This window comes from Paenibacillus camerounensis, from assembly GCF_000723885.1.
Classification (GTDB): domain Bacteria; phylum Bacillota; class Bacilli; order Paenibacillales; family Paenibacillaceae; genus Paenibacillus_AQ; species Paenibacillus_AQ camerounensis.
Window position 1 is genome coordinate 1 of the sequence record NZ_CCDG010000030.1, and the last position, 16,732, is coordinate 16,732.

Sequence of the window (16,732 nt, forward strand, 5' to 3'; positions counted from 1 at the left end):
GTAACCTCTTCATGCGGAATCAGATCCTTATCCGGCGTATTGTAGTAGCGCAACCGCCGCTCCCGGACTGCTGGCGGTACACCACACTGACACAAATATGTCACACATAAGGCATGTGGGGGCAGTCCGTGAGGCTGAGCCCTGAGTTCATCCACTGGTGCTCCCGCTGGTGCTCCCGGCGGTACAGTCATGCTATAACTGCACTCTGTACATCTAAAAGCGGCTTGTTGAGCTGTTTCAGACATATAAATGTAATCCGTGCAGCTATTTTCTCCATTTCCCGCCGTTTTGCGGGAATGGAGCCTTTTTAGTTGTATGAACTACACTTAAACCACTTCAATGGGCAAATCCGGCTGTTTTAGCTGCACGAAGTACAACTATCTGCCCTCCACTCGGCGCATTGGATTACTCCCACGTACACCGCCCCCCTCCGGCGCATTGGATTACTCCCACATATACCACGACCCCGCCTGCGTATTGGATTACTTGCACATACATATAGCGACGCCGTCACACTAAATTTGTACCTTCGCGGATCATTAGTGTGATTTCCGGCTGACATGGGGAAGAGAGCAGCCGTCCAGCATATCGCCTAAGTAGGCACAGCAAATAGCCCTTCGCACTGTGCGGAAAAATCCGCAGGACACGATGAGCTATTCTGTGCTTCCAGCACCTTTATGCAGCCGGTAAAAGCGCGCCGTATTCGCGCTCAGCAGCGCTTCTGCCTGAGCAGGCGGATAGCCGTGCAGCGCGCCCCATGCTGCAGCAACATCGCGGATCATGGCCGGGTTCGTGAGCCGTCCGGCAAAAGGTCCTTCGAACGGCCAAGGCCCGTCCGTCTCCGCCATAACCAGCTCAGGCGGGTAACGCCTGGCCAGAGCCTGAATCTCCGGCTCGTAGACGATATCCGGAGTGAAGGAGATATAATATCCGCGCTCAATCATCCGGAGGACAGCTTCCTCTGGCCCTTTGAACCAGTGAAAGTGGGCATTCCGGATGCCGTGCTTGTCCAGCAGCTCACAGGCGGTCAGCGCATCCTCGTAGACGGCATGCAGCACCACCGGCTTGCCGAGCCGTGCAGCCAGGCCAAGCATAGTGTCCAGCAGCCGTATATACGGCTCCATCACAAAAGGCCCGCCGCGCTCCAGCGCTTCTGCCCGGCTATAGTAGGGCAGGCCGATTTCACCTATGGCCGCCATGTCTGCGCTGTGTTCCTCGATAAAGCTAAGCAGCATAGCCAGCTCTGCTTCCGCAGGCAGCGGCTGCTCGGGATGATAGCCGTAGGCCGGCTTAATCAATCCGGGAGCTTTGCGCACCAGCTCCTTAGTGCGGATGCAGGAGGCCAGGTTCATCGAGACGGCAATCAAGCCGTGGACGCCTTCTGTAGCAAGTGCAGGCAGCATGTGCTCAAGCGCGTCAGCGTCATATTGCTCAAGATGAATATGGGCATCAATCATTGGCAGTCAGCTTCTTCACCGTTGCCGGATATTCATCGAATGCAATGAAGGTGACAGATTCCGGCTCCAGGGCTTTACCTGAAGCAGCCGGTTTATACACCAGCTTCAGAGTTCCGATGCTCTCCAGGAATCCGGTCGTCACATTCACTTCAGCCGTCAGCCGGTTATTCTCAACCATGTAGTAAGTAACAGTGCCGATTCCTGCTTTTCCGCCGATATTCGGGTCGTCGCTGCGGTCCGGCAGGCGCAGGGTCACCTGTGAAGGAGAGGCACCGGCAAGCTTCAGCGAAACGAGCATATCCTTGCCGTCTGCAGTGATGCTGGAGGATACAAGCTGAGTTCCAGCCTTCCAGGCTTCAGGTACAGAGAGCTCCTGCCAGGTCTTCGGGTTAATTACATGGATCTCCTGCTCGACAATTCCTGTTCCTGTACCTAATGTCAGAATAACGATGGCTTCGGGTTGTCCGTCCTTATTGATGTCATTGTAATACAGCTCTGGCGGGTGGCTTAAATCCCGGTAGGTCTGCCAGCCGTATTTATGCTTTTGTCCGTTTATCTCAAGTATATAGCCTTTATAGGCTGTCTTGTCTTTAAGGGCGGCGTAGATTTTGACTTCCGGATGGTCTTCTGCAGCAGCAAGCGCTTCGGTAGGGACCCGCACGGTTGTGCTCACGCTGCCCGATATAATGGATACCGAGTTCTGCTTCTGATCCAGCCGGAAGTCAGCTCCGGATATGAGATTCAAGGCAGATGCCGGAATATACATACGTCCGTTCCGCAGTATAGCCTTGCCTTCAAGCGCAGTTGAGCTGCCATAGTAGAGCACCAGCTGGCTGCCCGGTTTAACCATTGTACTGGTGCTTTCGGTGGTAATTGTTAACAGCTTTTGCTTGTTGTCCCACTGGAGTGCTGCAGGGTAGAACTCGGTGAGCACCCGGACCGGTATATACGCGATGTCCTGGTCGAGAAACGGATGTAAAGGGGTGAGCGCAGCTTCCCCGTCAACAATCAATTTAAGCGGTGCAGCGGCAAACGTTTTATCTATATCAAGAGCCGACGGGCATACGGCAATTAACATTGCGGCAGCTACGCTGGCGATCCATCTTTTCATGAGTAAATCCTCCATTTATATAGGCTTTGCATTAATCTAGCAGAAGTAGCTTCTATTAGTATAAAGCAAATTCAACGTGTGAAGGTCACTTTCTGTTAACATTGATAAGACAAGCTTGTTACGCTTTGACGGCGGCAGCACGGAATGGAACATATGATCGGAAAAATAACAAAAACAAAGCCCCGCAGATGGATGCCAGAGCGTTGTCCATGTCTGCGGGGCATTGCAGCTTACACAATATTCATTTATACGGAGCGCTTCATTCCCGGAGCAGCAGCTGCAGGCCGGAATGCGGCGGATTTGTCTTTTTTATGGAACAGGCTGCGCAGGTAGCCCAGTACCCAGCGGTCAAGACCGATTGCACCGGCATTTGCGGCGGATACGATGATAATGACCTCCATCAGCAGCAGCTGGACATTCGTACTCACAGTACCCGAGAGCAGGTAGGCGGTATTCATAACCAGACCCATCAGGGCAGCAAAGGTGGTGAAGGTACCGAGGATCAGTCCAAGACCGACCAGGAATTCACCTGCCGGAATCAGAAGGTTGAAAAAATTAACATTCGGCAGAGCGGCATGCTGGAGGAAGCTGCCCCACCAGGCTTGTACGGAGGCGTCTTCTCCGACACTTTTGGCAATGGCGCCTTTCAGGAAGCCCCCGGCATCGAAGCCCCCGGTCAGCTTATGCCAGCCGGCCTCAAGCCATTGATAACCTACATATATACGAACGACAGTCAGCAGCAGCATAGCAATTTTATTAGTACGGAACCAGGTGTTAAACATGATATCCACTCCTTAAAGTTTTGTTAGGAATACTACCGGGATTAAGCTTCTGGCAAAACTGCTTCGGAAGCATAAGCCAAGTTTTGTTAGGAATACTACCGGGATTAAGCTTCTGGCAAAACTGCTTCGGAAGCATAGGCCAAGTTTTGTTAGGAATACTACCGGGATTTATTTTTACCGGTACAGTAGGTTTCTTTTCTCTTTGTCGTATCGGATGATCATCTTCGATGCCCTTATATTAAGTGATTTTTTTCACAAGAGGTGTGATATAAATCACAATTATCGAAATAATTTTTATATCAAACTAAAATTTGAATATTTTTAAAACAAAACATAAAAAGACTTGCGTTCGTCTCACCAAATGATGTAATCAGGAGACCCTTGACACATCATTTGGTTAAAATTAACATGGAAGCATGGACGAAAATAAAATATTGGCGGTCATCGGCCGCATTCACCGGAGTGGCAACAGGTTTATCGAACGGGAGCTCAAACAACATAATATACACGGTATTGCCCCGTCACACGGGGATATTCTGTATCAGCTGTTCATCCGTGAGGATATTACGATGAATCAGTTATCCTGCTTAATTGATAAGGATAAGTCTACCATCACAGCTCTGGTAGACAAGCTGGTACGGCTGGAATACGTAAAGCGGGAGCAGGATCAGACCGACGGGAGAATCTTCCGCCTGTCACTCACAACCAGGGGCAGAGAGCTGAAGCCGGTATTTGAGGCGGTGTCGTCAGCACTCCTGGCTGCTGTGTATGAAGGCTTTGCACCGGAGGAGAAGCAGCTGCTGGTAGGTTTACTGGATAGAATTAAGCTGTAGAACAGCGATGCGGCAAAACAGGTCCAAATAAAACGAACGAAGGTTGCGGAACCCATACCTGAAGCAGCTCGGAATTATGATTAAACCAAGGTTTTGATTAAGAGACAAGGCCAGCTGGCGTAGAGTCAGCAGGCCTTGTTCTTTGTTATTCTGCTGACTGGTTAGAAAGTCCTACATACAAGTGATATACGGAATTTCGGATATATATACAGTGATGCATTGAGCTTGCCATCCTATATTTTGACATATACCTCTAAAATATGTACGGGAGGTAGTTCAGATGGACAAGCTCAAGATCCTGCGCAAGCAAATAGAGTACGAAAGAACTATGCTTAATCAGATGGAACAGGCCTATGGGCTGCTTCATCCGCGCGTAATCAGACAGTCTATGAAGCTGGATGAATTAATAAATACATACATAAGAATGGTTTCCGGCGGAAAATAGCATTCAGCTGTTCCGTGTCCGTTAACCAGCATTACGGCTGCTATTGGTTTATCCCCTCGAAAGCAGCGGCCGTTATCGTTTTGATATAAGCCTCGTCCAGTACATCCCCAGTAATCAGCAGCCTGTAAAAAATAGGACCATACAGCAGATCGATGCAGCAGGCGATATCCAGCCCGGCCTTTAACTCTCCCCGTATCATTCCGCGTTCCAGCAGCTGGTGCGCCTCCTGCCGGCGCGGGGCGAAGAAACGGGCCCGGTAAGCCTCGGCAAGCCCGGCATCGAATTGCCCTTCGCCAATCAGCTCGGTGATCACCTTGCCCTCCCGGCTGCGCAGGAAGACAGCCAGGTTGGCCGCATGAATCACAATATCCTCTTTAACAGAGCCGGTATCCGGCACGGGTAACCGCGCCGAAGCAGCAGAGAGATAGCCGTCCATAACAACAGCTGCTTTGTTAGGCCACCATTTATAGATGGTGGCTTTGCTGACTTTGGCCCGTTCAGCGATTTTATCCACCGTTACCGCACCAAAGCCTGTTTCGAGCAGCAGCTCATAGGAGGCGGCCAGAATCGCAGCCTCTGCTTCGTTATTGCGCGGGCGTCCTCTTTTTTTATCCATATCTTCATCCCTCCGGTTTATAATCCGCTCAAATACAGCTTGTGGTATAAATCTAAACTATACGTTCATTATACAAAATATCCGCTGGGTATAGCCAATCTGGAGCAGAAATTACAGGCTTGGAGGGAGCATCAGATGATCACTGAAACTGCCCATTTACAAAACTGAACGTTCAGTATATTATATAATCATAATTATTAAACTAAACGTTCAGTATTTAAAATGAAAGGTGGAGTTAATATGAATCAGACAACTCAAATGAACGGGGTGACCGGGGCAGGTAAGGCTGCGGAGAGCGCAGCAATGCCCGGCTGGATCACCTTTTTGCTGGCAGCCTCGTGCGGACTGATCGTCGCCAATCTGTATTATGCCCAGACGCTGATCGGACCGATTGCCGCAGCAACACACCTGTCATCCGGGGCGGCGGGACTTATAGTAACCCTTACTCAGCTCGGTTATGTTCTCGGCCTTTTGTTCGTAGTTCCGCTCAGTGATATTATCGAAAACCGCCGGCTGACCGTAATTTCACTTATCGTCGTTGTTGCGGCGCTGGTTGCGGCTACACTTGCTCCAAGTGCGGTGCTGTTCCTGAGCGCTTCGCTGTTCATCGGGCTCGGCTCGGTTGCGGCTCAGATTCTTGTGCCGTATGCTTCCTTCCTTGCTGCTGAGGAGCACCGCGGACGGGTAGTAGGCAATGTAATGAGCGGGCTGCTGCTGGGTATTATGTTCGCCCGTCCGCTGGCCAGCTTTGTCTCCGGGCTCTGGGGCTGGCACGCAATCTATGCCATTTCAGCCGTTATCATTGCTCTGCTTACGCTTCTGCTGTCCAGAGTGCTGCCGCAGCGCCAGCCGGTTCCGGCAATGAACTACAGCGGGCTGATCCGCTCCTTGGGAACACTGCTGATGAATACACCTGTGCTGCGCCGCCGGGCCATCTATCAGGCCAGCCTGTTCGGAACGTTCAGCCTGTTCTGGACGACGATTTCTTTGCGGCTGGCCGATACGTACCACCTGTCCCAGCAGGGGATTGCCTTGTTTGCCCTGGCCGGTGTGGCAGGAGCTGTCGCTTCACCGGTTGCCGGAAGACTGGCTGACAAGGGCTGGACCCGTCCGCTGACCGGACTCGCTTTTCTGCTTGCCGCCGGTGCCTTCCTGATCGCTTACCTGTTCCGCAGTGGTTCTGCGGTGTCGCTCGGACTGCTCGTTGCCGCTGCTATCCTGCTGGATATGGGCGTGTCTGGTAATCTGGTGCTGGGCCAGCGGGCGATATACTCCCTTGGCAATGAAGCAAGAGGACGGCTTAATGGACTGTTTATGGCGATCTTCTTCATTGGCGGAGCGATTGGCTCGTCACTGGGAGGCTGGGCCTATGCTTACGGGGGCTGGGAATTGACCTCGCTGATCGGTATTGCCGTACCGGCTCTGGCTTTCGTATATTACCTGACCGAGAAGAAGCAGGCGTAAGACGATTGATTTACAAGCATTGCACCGTTACGTAGAGCTGCTCATCAGGCCGATTTTGCCGGCCCGGCGGGCGGCTTTTTGCTGCACCGGAAACAATGCAACATAATCGGCATACAAAGGGTCCGGCAGTAAGGGATACTGGAGATGAAGGGTTGATCCGGATGGAATTTTTACAGGGCTTGTAATGAAATCCCATTCTCCGCGTATTAGCTGGGGTAGATCACTTGGCCCGGTGAAATTGCGTAAGAAAGGAGAGCTTGAGAGAGATGCAAGAGCGCGCATTGCTGCAATCGTTATGGTACCGGAAAATGAAGGAAGACCCCGCTGCTACACCCGTTAGTATGGATACGGACAGGGTGTTCACTTCCATATTTGAAGACTATTATTCGAGGATATTCAACTATACCGCTTACCGCGTCAGCTGCCGTTATACGGCGGAGGACCTGACCAGCCAGGTTTTTGAAAAAACATGGTCCAAGCTGCACAGCTACGCCCCGGACAAAGCGCCCTTTGAGGTGTGGCTGTTCGCCATCGCCAGAAATGTCGTGAACGATCATTACCGCAGCCGGAAGAGAAATCTGTTTTTTCCGCTGGAGGCGGTCCGGGAGCTGGTATCGGGCAAAAAAACGCCGGACGAGCAGCTGCTGGAAGGGGAGCGCAACAACCGGCTGAGCATGGCACTGGATACTTTATCAGCCAAAGAACGGAATATTGTTGCGCTGAAATTCGGTGCAGACCTGAAAAATACAGAGATCGCCAGCCTCACCGGCATGTCCGAGAGTAACGTCGGCGTGATCCTGTACCGCAGTATGAAAAAGCTGAAAGCTGAAATAGGGAGCGTGGAGCAGCTATGAAAAAAGAGTATGTGCAGGAGTTCGCAAAGGCTGTTGATGACGGTCTGCATTTGAAATCTGCTCCTGACTGGAGCGGACCGCAGGAATCACTTGAGCTGCTTGAGCTGGGCCGGGCACTGGCCGGACAGGATTACAGTAAGGCTCATAAGGCGGCAGTGCTTGCCAAAGTACAGAGCCGTACCCGTCTTACACAGGAGGCAAAACCTATGAAAAATAAAACAGGGTGGAAACGCCCGGCAATGGTAATGGCATCTCTTCTGGTGGCCGGTGCGCTGAGCATCAGCTTCGTCAAGCCGTCATACGCCCAGGAGCTTCTAGGCAGAGTGCTGCAGAGCATTAACCTCGGCAACATTATTGCCCATGAGATGGATACCACGCAGATTCCCGATTTTCCAGAGGAATGGGAGGGCAAGCTGTTCGACAAGGACGGTAATGTAATCACTTCTGATTCACTCAAAGTTGATAAAATTTATAATGCAGCCGGAGAGCAGATCGTTAATTTTGACGGGGATAAGCTGATTACCAAAAGTGAACAGGAGCAGCGTGATAAGGAAGCAGCTGAGCGTATTGTGGCCGTGAAGAGCCGGGCGGAGCTGGACCAATATGCGATGTTCAAGGTTAAGCTGCCGGAGTATCTGCCGGAGGGATTTGCCTTTGACCGGGGAGAATTCTACAAGTCGGAGGAAGGCGTTAACGGCAAGTATCTCGATCTGTTCTTTAGCAGTGAACAAGTAGGGCAGGATCTCAAGATGCACTTCCGTTATTCCGACAAGGAAACGGCCTATGAAATTTCCTTCAGCGGTAAAGTGGAGCCGGTAAAGATTAACGGTGTTGACGCCGTAATGATGGATGACCGGAATCTGGACTGGGAAGCCGGTGGCGTATTGTATGGTATTGTATCCCACGGTCTGGAGCGGGACAAGGTGCTGAAGATCGCCGAATCGCTCCGTTAACCGGAGGCTGTCCGGTATTGGCCGGACATATTAGAGAGAAGCCCGCCCTGTTGCGGGCTCTTTCTGCTGCCTTGGGTCAGGCCAGATCTCAGGATTTAATATAGTGCAGGCAGCGCCGGAGTAAACGTCTGGTATATATAAATGAAGCATACAGCAGCAGAGCCAGTACGAGCCCTAACGGAAAACTGAGGATACGCGGCAGATCATACCCGGGATAGAGGGTGAGCGATACGCCCTTCCAGCCGAACAACCCTAGAAAAGCAGCGAGTACAGATAGGATGGAACAGACTGCGCTGCCGGCCGTCCATACACCCAGTATTGGAAGCATAAACAGGCTGACAAAGATTTTGCCGGCAAGGGATACAGCATTTTTGCGGAAAACAGTAACGTTATTCATTCTGTGGTTCCTCCTTTATTGTTGAGCTTAATGACCGTGTTCACCGTGGAAGCCTTGTCGATATGCAGACTTTCCGAATAACGTACTTCCTGAATGCGGCAGCCCGGTCCGATGGTAATCCTGCTGCCGCAGACCCTTTCAGCTGTCGTATGCTCAAGCTGAATTGAATCCCCCTCCAGCAAGCGGCAGTTCAATCTGTGAAAAGGTTTTGTAATAAAGGAGAAGTTCGGCAAAATGCTGCTTACAGTCAAGGTGCCCTCAGTTTTAAGCTGATTGATTCTGCTGCCAGCGCTCAGGCGGATGATAACGGACTCTGAGGCGGTCAGCCGGTCCAACTGTACGGCCCCTTTTGCCAGAAAGGTTACTGCGGTAATGTCTTCCGCCGCCGACAGGTATCCGCTGCACCGGACATGCTCTGCCTCCAGACTGTGTACCCTCAGGCTTCCGAAGCTGTCGACCTGTGCCGCCAGACAATGCCCGGCAATCCGGCATTCTCCCGACACCTTAAGCCGGCCTGCAGTTACTGTTCCTGACGTATTGAACTGGCCAAACACATCAACTGAAGAGGCAGCCAAATCTTCATGCCGGGTATGGGCACCTCTTACCTTAAAGGGAGGCATATCTGCTGTCACCGGTTTGGCGGATGGACTAAGCATATAGTGATCACCTTCAATCTAAATTTATTATACTAGTTAAAATATATACTTATTAAAATATATAGTCAATAAAACAAAATTCGTTTTTGCCCACAAAAAAACACCGCCTCATTAGCAGAGGCAGTGCAGGGCGGAGTAGGTTAGCCGGTGATTTCATTCATCAGGCTGTTGATTTGATGCAGAGTATCTGTAAACTTGTGCAGCTCGGCAATCTCAAATCTGTCGAACAGCTGCAGAATCCGCCGGGTTCCTTCCCCGGTAATTTCGATGTTGACCACTCTGCGGTCCTCATTCGTGCGGACCCGCTGAATCAGGCCGGCCTCTTCCAGCTTGTCACACATGGAGGAAGCGGCGCCCGGTGTAACAACGAATCTTTCTGCGATTTCCGTTATCTTCAGGCTTCCGGCAAGCTGCAGCTGAAACAGCAGCATGAGCTGATTCTGGCTCAGGCTTTCATTCTTATTGATGCGTTCAATGAACACCTGTGATTTCTGCTGAACGGCAGCCATTGTATCCATAAGGCCAAGGATAGCCTGTGATTTTTGTTGATCCGTGCTCATCGGCAGACACGCTCCATAACTATTTTAGTTATTAAAATATATAGAGATTATAACTTTATTGTCAAGCAGCACATATGTAACATGGAAATATTTTTTCCTATGCTATAATGAGCAAAAATGATGTTGCGGAGGCTGAAAAGCTTTGATTAATCAAAATGAAATGAGTCATGGGCAGTTGCTGGAATCTTTGAAAATATCTTTGCCGCTAGTGCAGCGTTTGTTTCCTATTGATGTCATGTTCGCTCTGGCGGATGTAGAGAAGTTCGTCTACTATCTTCCGGGAGTGGAGCTGGATGTTCGCATTGGGGAGGGCATGCCCGTCCCGCCAAGCGGAGGAATACGAGCAGCGCTGGAGACAGGTGAGACGGTAAGTGCTAATATTCCCAAAGAAATCTACGGCCTGCCCTTCAAATCAACCTCTATGCCGATCCGGGACGGGGAGGGGCGAGTTACCGGTGTGTTTACCATTGGCATCAGCCTCAGCAACCAGGAAACGTTAAGCGATGCCGCCAATTTGCTGACGGTCACTTCCGAAGAGATCAGCTTGACCTCGGAAGAAATTGCGGGCACCGCTTCTGATCTGGCCAACATAGTAAGTGATCTGAAGGGGCTCGGCCAGACCGTGGTCGAAGAGCTGCACAAGACCGATGAGATTCTGGATTTCATCAAAAAAGTGGCTGACCACTCCAACCTGCTCGGCCTTAACGCAGCCATTGAAGCGGCACATGCCGCCGAGCACGGCCGGGGTTTCGGCATAGTAGCGCAGGAAATCCGGAAAATGTCCGTTTCCAGTGCATCATCAGTCAAAGAGATTACCGGCATCCTGGATAGAATCAAGAAGAACATTCATCAGCTGGATGCAACGCTGCTGGAATGTCTGGCACAGAGTGAGCGTCAGGCTGCGGCAACCGAAGAAATTACGGCCTCCATGCAGCAGCTGGCTGCCTCCGCAGCAGAGATTGAGAAGATAGCCCGGTTGATATAAGGAGATGCTATGAAAAAAATATTAAGTCTTCTAATTGTATGTATGGTAATCTTTCTCCCGCTCATCCATATCCCCGCCGCAACTGCGGAGGCTGTGAACCCGGATACTGGAACGGAGCAATCCTTAGAGATGCTGGACCCGATTACTTTCCCCGTTGCTTCCCACAGCTACGATTATTTAGGAACAGCGAATGGACTTCTGTACTTCAGAGCGCCAATCACGGGGAATAATCCGCGTAATGCCAAGGGGCAGCTGCTTCAGCAGTATATCGTAACCATTAATGCGAAGACGAATAAAGTTCAGTGGAAACTTCCGGTCTATGGAGGGTTTAAACTGGGCAACCATGCCTTTTTTGACGAAGCAGGAAATCTCTACAGTGTAATTGGAGCAGGACTGAAACAATTCTCTAACGAAACGTTCGTGTATTCGGTAAGCCCCAAGGGGACGATACAATGGCAGACCTTATATCCCGAAAGAATAAGTATACATAATATGGTGAATAACAAATTAATTGTGTACGGCGAATCTATGATCTCGGCAGTGAACCTGAAGGGCACCATAGCCTGGACTAAAAGCTTCACAAGCAAGGGAATGCAGCCAGCCAATTTTATGAGAGGAATTGCCGCGAATGAAGTATTGACGCTCAAATACAATACCAAGGGCCAATCGGTATCCTTTGACGTCCACGACTGGAATCTTAAGAAAAAATCCAGCTTTCCGTTAAATGCAACCAGCACAGTAGAACAAGCACTCAAGCTTAACAATGAAACCTATGTTCTCAACATAAAGATATCTCAGAGTACGTCGCAACTGGTCGCTGTAGGCGCAAACGGGAAAGAAAAATGGACCAAGAAGATTGATCCGACAACGGCCAAAGTCTACATCGCGGACGGCAAGCTTCTGTTCGCCAATAATTCAGGGTTCTATGTACTGAGCGGCAGCGGTGAGCAGCTGTTGCATATTCCCCTTTCGCCTATACCTGTTAATGGAATAACCTACAGATTGCGGATCGATGACAAGTACATCTCTATTTCGCCCGATAACGGCATGAATCTAAAAACGGCGCTGACCGTGCTGGACCGCAAAAGCTACAAAACGCTGTATTCATTCGCATGTCCGTTCGATGGCGGAGAACAGCCTGACGTTCTTTTCGATGACTTTATCCTGGTAAACGGCAAATTTTACTTGATCTATAGCAATCTTTACCAGCTCATTCCTCTAAAATAGAATCAGACCCGGCCGGCGGCCACCCGTGAATATCCTTCCGGCTTGTCATGCCCGTCTGCATATTGCGGACAAATCCCTCATAGACATGTACTAATCAATGCTTTTCAAAACAGGTTAAGGGGATGATGTCATGCGCCGGATAACATGGGTACTCGCGATCATTATGAGCGTGGCCCTGGTGCTCGCGGGTTGCGGGAAGAAGGATGCCGCTTCCGTGGTGAAGGATTTGAATGCTGTGTCTGACAAGCTGGAAAGTAAGCAGGGGGCCTATCAGGGTTCGGGTACGATGACCCTCTATACCGGCGAGCAGCCGCAGGAGTATAAGGTGGAGGTGTGGTATAAGAACCCTTCCTATTACCGGATCAGCCTCTCCAATGTGCAAAAGGATGTAACGCAGATTGTACTGCGCAACGATGAGGGAGTATTCGTGCTCACTCCAAGCCTCGGCAAAAGCTTCCGCTTCCAGAGCGACTGGCCGGACAATCAGGGTCAGGTGTATCTGTACCAGACGCTGCTCCGCGGCATTACGGCCGACAACAACCGCCAGCTGACGGAAGAGGGCGATAACTACGTATTTGAGGTGGCGGCGAATTACCAGAGCAGCGCACTCGTCCGGCAGAAGATCTGGCTGGCCAAAAGCACCTATGAGCCTAAGCAGGTTCAGGTCTCCGATTCCGAAGCCAAGGTTGTAGTGGATGTGAAGTTCGACAGCTTCAAGTTCGACCCTGAATTCACCAAGGATTCTTTTGATATGCAAAGGAATATGGCGGCCGGAACGCCTTCCGAAAGCACAATAGCCGAGGTTGACGAGAACGGCAATATGGTAACCGCGCCGGCCGGAGAAGAAAACGCAGAGCAGGCAGCAGCCGAGCCTGGTGATTTCGGGGTCATTGAGCCGGAATACATACCGGCAGGCGTAACCTATAAGGATTATCATAAAATCGAAGGCAATAAGGATCATGCGGTGCTCATCCGTTATGAAGGGGACTACCAGTACACGATTATGGAAGCCCGTCCTCTTGACCGCGCCGTATCGCTGGCTCCGGCCACGCTGGTCGATCTGGGATTCACTGCCGGGGCGCTTACCGGTGATGAGCAGCAGACGCTGACGTGGATGAATGACGGAGTGGAGTTCCGGATTACGAGTGCGAATCTGCCGCTTGACGAAATGATGCAGATTGCCGCTTCTATGCAGTCACAATCGGGTAAGTAATATTCAGTAGGCGGATACAGTGCATTGTGGGAGCCAATCCTCTACAAGCCGTATCCGCTTTTTGTACTATAAAGATGACGATGACGGGACCTCCGAACGATTAGTAAAAGGATAGCTTTGCTCCACATTGACAGCCCCCTTCGCAAAGCATTACCATTGGCAGTAAGACTACAAACGCTGCAAAGTTCTAAAGCGTTGTTTTACTACAATGTAAGAAGGTGACCTTGAAGTGCAAGCAAGCTATCGACCTACAGTTGCCGAGATAAATCTGGATGATCTGCGTGCCAATTATGAAGCTTTCCGGGCGGCGCTGCCGGCGGAAACCAAATTCATGGGATGCGTCAAAGGAAATGCGTACGGCCACGGGGCAGTGGAAGTGACGCGGGAGCTTGAACGGCTTGGAGCGGATTATGTCAGTGTAGCTTTTCTGGATGAAGCATTGGAGCTGCGTCAGGCGGGAATACTACTTCCTATCCTGGTGCTGGGCTACACCTCACCGGAAGGCATAGCCGTTGCCTGGGAGAACAACGTAACCGTAACACTATTCACGCCGGAGGTGCTGGAGGCGGTAAGACAGCTTCCTGCCGATCCGGAGCACCGGCTGAAGGTACACATCAAGATTGACAGCGGAATGGGAAGGCTCGGGCTTTTGCCGGCAGACGCCCCCTGCTTCATTGAAGAAGTGCACCGGACAGCGCAGGCGGAGCTGGAGGGCATGTTTACCCATTTTGCCAAGGCAGACGAAGAAGACAAAAGCTATACACTGATGCAGCACCGGCGGTTCATGAGCGTAGCGGAAGCGCTTCGGGACAAGGATATACAGATCCCGATCATACATACGGGCAATAGCGCTACGGCCATTGATACACCTTTCCTATCCAGTAACATGGTGCGTGTAGGCATAAGCTTGTACGGGTTTTACCCCTCATCAGAGGTAAGCCGTGAGCGCGTGGCTTTACACCCGGTAATGACGCTGAAGACACAGGCGGTATATATCAAGACATTGCCGCCCGGCTACGGCATCAGCTACGGCACCCGCTATTTCACGGACAGCGAAGAGGTAATTGCGACGCTGCCCGTCGGATACGCAGACGGATATTCCCGCATGCTGACAGGCAAGGCGGAGGTGCTAATACGCGGACGCCGCGCTCCGGTCGTCGGAACAATCTGCATGGACCAGTGTATGGTAACGCTCAAATCTTTCGCTGGAGAAGCGGAACAAATCCAAGCTGGCGAAGAGGTTGTACTCATCGGCCGCCAGGGCAACGCCTACATTACGGCGGATGAACTGGCACTCCATTTAGGCACGATTCACTACGAAGTAATCTGTATGCTGGCTCACCGTGTACCCCGCGTATACATACGTGAAGGTGCTGCTCCAAACCTGGTGAACCCTCTGCTGAAGCCTTGATTAAGTGACAGAATATCGTATACAGGAAAAGAATACAAAGGATAATCGTAAGAACTGGTGTGACATATAGTCTATACGTCCCGCCAATTCTAGTTTATAATGGGATGCAGCATACTTGATATACTATCTGCATATATTCCTTGTATAAAATTCCTTGTATATTGTAACACTGGAACACAAGGGCAGAAGGCTTGTGGGGGTGGAAGAGAAGTTGGCCAATTTGCAGAACACCAAAAGAATTATGATCAGTTTGCCCGATCATCTTTTGCAGGAAGTGGATGGGATCGCCCAATTGGAGAACTCTAACCGGAGTGAATTGATCAGGCAGGCCATGAAGCTGTATCTGACGGAACGCAGAAAGCGTACAATCCGGGAATCGATGCAGCGGGGATACATGGAGATGGCAAAGATCAATTTGACAATGGCAAGCGAGGCATTTCTCGCGGAGGAAGATGCAGACAGTACTCTTGGCCGCTTAGTAAGCGGGGTGTAGATATTGATCGTTAAACGCGGCGACGTTTTTTTTGCCGACCTTTCGCCGGTTGTAGGCTCTGAACAAGGCGGAGTAAGGCCGGTACTGGTCATACAGAACGATATTGGCAACCGGTTCAGCCCGACGGTTATTGTAGCAGCTATCACTGCCCAGATCCAGAAGGCCAAACTGCCGACGCATGTAGAGATTGATGCGGCTGCCCACGGCTTTGACCGGGATTCCGTCATTCTGCTGGAGCAGGTTCGGACGATTGACAAACAACGCTTAACCGATAAGATCACCCATCTGGACGATGATACAATGAAAAAGGTGGATGATTCGCTGCAAATCAGTCTGGGCCTGATTGATTTTTAGGCCGGGACAGGAGCTAATATTTCCGTAAATGGAGAAGACGTATTGCTTAGGCAGTGCGTCTTTTTGATATACGCGGCCGGCAAGCCCGGTAATAATCTTTGTAGTAATCATGAAGCACGTGCTATAATTAGACCGGTTGGTCGGTTTAGAAGGGGGGTTACCGGTATAAAAGGACGCTCTGATGGAGAAGAAACGAAGAGACGGATTGTGCAGCAGGCTGCCTGGCTGTTTGTACAGAAGGGGTATGCGGCGGTAAAGGTAAATGAGGTCTGCATGGCAGCAAAAGTGAGCAAAGGCAGCCTGTATCATCATTTTCCAAGTAAGGATGAGCTGTTTCTGTCCATTGTTGAGGAGGATACAGAGAAGTGGCTCGCGGAATGGGAGTTAATCCGGGCCAGAATCAGCGGAATTGAAGAGCGCTTCTATGCGCTTGGAGAGCATTATGCCAATGATTTTCAGAATCCGCTAATCTGCGGACTTGAGGAATATGCAAGATCCCGGACCCATACGGAGGAGATTCATCAGCGGCTCTCGCAACTGTACGATTCCGGGGCAACAGCCTGCCGTAATTTGCTTCAGGAGAGTATGGATTCAGGCTATCTGGCCAGCGGCAACCTGGATCATTACGTGGTGATTGTCTGCGGCATGCTGGAGGGAATCGGCAGAGTTAGAGAGATTACGGCTCCTTCGGAAGGAACAGCGGAAGTAATGAAGTATTACCGGGATGGCGTGCGTCTGCTGCTGCAGGGGATGCGGGCCTGAATAAATGAACTCATTAAAGCTTCAAGGCAATTATGCCGGAACCGCGGACAATGTACCTAAGGAGCTTATCAGACTATTAATTAGACCGGCTGGTCGGTCTTAATACATCTGCATATGTTGTCTGGAACGGTCTATTTACATGATTAAATGAATGATCCA

19 protein-coding genes are annotated in these 16,732 nt (G+C 50.8%); 12 read left to right on the forward strand and 7 right to left on the reverse strand.

All coding sequences use genetic code 11. The annotated features are described in order from the left end of the window. Nucleotides 1-653: 653 nt before the first annotated feature. The 3 genes from BN3772_RS12145 to BN3772_RS12155 form a co-directional block, all read right to left on the reverse strand. Nucleotides 654-1,457 (reverse strand): TatD family hydrolase, encoded by an 804-nt coding sequence (locus BN3772_RS12145; protein WP_042199704.1) that lies wholly within the window; start codon nucleotides 1,455-1,457, stop codon nucleotides 654-656. Continuing rightward, nucleotides 1,450-2,568, reverse strand: coding sequence for a copper amine oxidase N-terminal domain-containing protein (locus BN3772_RS12150; RefSeq protein WP_042199705.1), 1,119 nt, complete (start codon nucleotides 2,566-2,568; stop codon nucleotides 1,450-1,452). Before BN3772_RS12150 ends, BN3772_RS12145 begins: the two co-directional genes overlap by 8 nt. A gap of 245 nt (nucleotides 2,569-2,813) precedes the next feature. Then, nucleotides 2,814-3,350, reverse strand: a complete 537-nt coding sequence (locus BN3772_RS12155; RefSeq protein WP_042173479.1) for a DoxX family protein — start codon at nucleotides 3,348-3,350, stop codon at nucleotides 2,814-2,816. 416 nt (nucleotides 3,351-3,766) lie between these two features. Here BN3772_RS12155 and BN3772_RS12160 point away from each other — a divergent pair, with 416 nt between their 5' ends. Both BN3772_RS12160 and BN3772_RS12165 read left to right on the forward strand, forming a co-directional pair. Next, nucleotides 3,767-4,183, forward strand: a complete 417-nt coding sequence (locus tag BN3772_RS12160) for a MarR family winged helix-turn-helix transcriptional regulator (protein ID WP_042199706.1) — start codon at nucleotides 3,767-3,769, stop codon at nucleotides 4,181-4,183. A gap of 280 nt (nucleotides 4,184-4,463) precedes the next feature. Further along, nucleotides 4,464-4,628: an aspartyl-phosphate phosphatase Spo0E family protein gene (locus BN3772_RS12165; RefSeq protein WP_086074540.1), complete on the forward strand. Its 165-nt coding sequence runs from the start codon at nucleotides 4,464-4,466 to the stop codon at nucleotides 4,626-4,628. Between the two features lie 40 nt (nucleotides 4,629-4,668). On the opposite strand, the gene BN3772_RS12170 is transcribed toward BN3772_RS12165, so the two are convergent. Beyond that, entirely contained in the window at nucleotides 4,669-5,244 is a 576-nt protein-coding gene (locus BN3772_RS12170; protein ID WP_042199708.1) for a TetR/AcrR family transcriptional regulator, read from the reverse strand. A 258-nt stretch (nucleotides 5,245-5,502) separates the two neighbouring features. On the opposite strand from BN3772_RS12170, the gene BN3772_RS12175 reads away from it, so the two are divergent. The 3 genes from BN3772_RS12175 (at nucleotide 5,503) to BN3772_RS12185 (ending at nucleotide 8,515) form a co-directional block, all read left to right on the forward strand. Continuing rightward, a complete protein-coding gene (locus BN3772_RS12175) occupies nucleotides 5,503-6,708 on the forward strand; it encodes an MFS transporter (RefSeq protein ID WP_042199744.1) in 1,206 nt (401 codons plus the stop codon). Nucleotides 6,709-6,974: 266 nt separating this feature from the next. Further along, nucleotides 6,975-7,562 (forward strand): sigma-70 family RNA polymerase sigma factor, encoded by a 588-nt coding sequence (locus BN3772_RS12180; protein ID WP_086074541.1) that lies wholly within the window; start codon nucleotides 6,975-6,977, stop codon nucleotides 7,560-7,562. After that, nucleotides 7,559-8,515: a DUF4367 domain-containing protein gene (locus BN3772_RS12185; protein ID WP_042199709.1), complete on the forward strand. Its 957-nt coding sequence runs from the start codon at nucleotides 7,559-7,561 to the stop codon at nucleotides 8,513-8,515. Before BN3772_RS12180 ends, BN3772_RS12185 begins: the two co-directional genes overlap by 4 nt. 88 nt (nucleotides 8,516-8,603) lie before the next feature. Here the strand turns inward: BN3772_RS12185 and BN3772_RS12190 are convergent, their stop codons facing one another. The 3 genes from BN3772_RS12190 to BN3772_RS12200 all read right to left on the reverse strand — a co-directional run bounded on the left by BN3772_RS12190 (nucleotide 8,604) and on the right by BN3772_RS12200 (nucleotide 10,128). Next, on the reverse strand, nucleotides 8,604-8,912 hold the full coding sequence (locus BN3772_RS12190; RefSeq protein WP_042199711.1) for a hypothetical protein: 309 nt from the start codon (nucleotides 8,910-8,912) through the stop codon (nucleotides 8,604-8,606). Next, the gene (locus tag BN3772_RS12195) at nucleotides 8,909-9,568 is read right to left on the reverse strand and encodes a hypothetical protein (RefSeq protein WP_042199712.1); all 660 of its coding nucleotides are present in this window, start codon (nucleotides 9,566-9,568) and stop codon (nucleotides 8,909-8,911) included. The genes BN3772_RS12190 and BN3772_RS12195 overlap by 4 nt, the downstream gene beginning before the upstream one ends. Nucleotides 9,569-9,708: 140 nt before the next feature. Then, entirely contained in the window at nucleotides 9,709-10,128 is a 420-nt protein-coding gene (locus BN3772_RS12200; protein WP_042199714.1) for a MarR family transcriptional regulator, read from the reverse strand. A 142-nt stretch (nucleotides 10,129-10,270) separates the two neighbouring features. Here BN3772_RS12200 and BN3772_RS31515 point away from each other — a divergent pair, with 142 nt between their 5' ends. From BN3772_RS31515 to BN3772_RS12235, 7 genes are all read left to right on the forward strand, one after another. After that, entirely contained in the window at nucleotides 10,271-11,113 is an 843-nt protein-coding gene (locus tag BN3772_RS31515) for a methyl-accepting chemotaxis protein (RefSeq protein ID WP_042199715.1), read from the forward strand. 9 nt (nucleotides 11,114-11,122) lie between these two features. Next, the gene (locus BN3772_RS12210) at nucleotides 11,123-12,340 is read left to right on the forward strand and encodes a PQQ-like beta-propeller repeat protein (RefSeq protein ID WP_042199716.1); all 1,218 of its coding nucleotides are present in this window, start codon (nucleotides 11,123-11,125) and stop codon (nucleotides 12,338-12,340) included. Between the two features lie 130 nt (nucleotides 12,341-12,470). After that, nucleotides 12,471-13,553, forward strand: a complete 1,083-nt coding sequence (locus BN3772_RS12215) for a LolA family protein (protein WP_042199717.1) — start codon at nucleotides 12,471-12,473, stop codon at nucleotides 13,551-13,553. Nucleotides 13,554-13,782: 229 nt separating this feature from the next. Then, the gene (gene alr, locus BN3772_RS12220; protein ID WP_042199719.1) at nucleotides 13,783-14,964 is read left to right on the forward strand and encodes an alanine racemase; all 1,182 of its coding nucleotides are present in this window, start codon (nucleotides 13,783-13,785) and stop codon (nucleotides 14,962-14,964) included. Nucleotides 14,965-15,175: 211 nt separating this feature from the next. After that, the gene (locus BN3772_RS12225; protein WP_039878289.1) at nucleotides 15,176-15,457 is read left to right on the forward strand and encodes a CopG family ribbon-helix-helix protein; all 282 of its coding nucleotides are present in this window, start codon (nucleotides 15,176-15,178) and stop codon (nucleotides 15,455-15,457) included. Nucleotides 15,458-15,460: 3 nt separating this feature from the next. Then, nucleotides 15,461-15,811, forward strand: a complete 351-nt coding sequence (locus BN3772_RS12230; protein ID WP_039870351.1) for a type II toxin-antitoxin system PemK/MazF family toxin — start codon at nucleotides 15,461-15,463, stop codon at nucleotides 15,809-15,811. Between the two features lie 207 nt (nucleotides 15,812-16,018). Further along, entirely contained in the window at nucleotides 16,019-16,573 is a 555-nt protein-coding gene (locus BN3772_RS12235; protein ID WP_052380479.1) for a TetR/AcrR family transcriptional regulator, read from the forward strand. Nucleotides 16,574-16,732 lie beyond the last annotated feature (159 nt).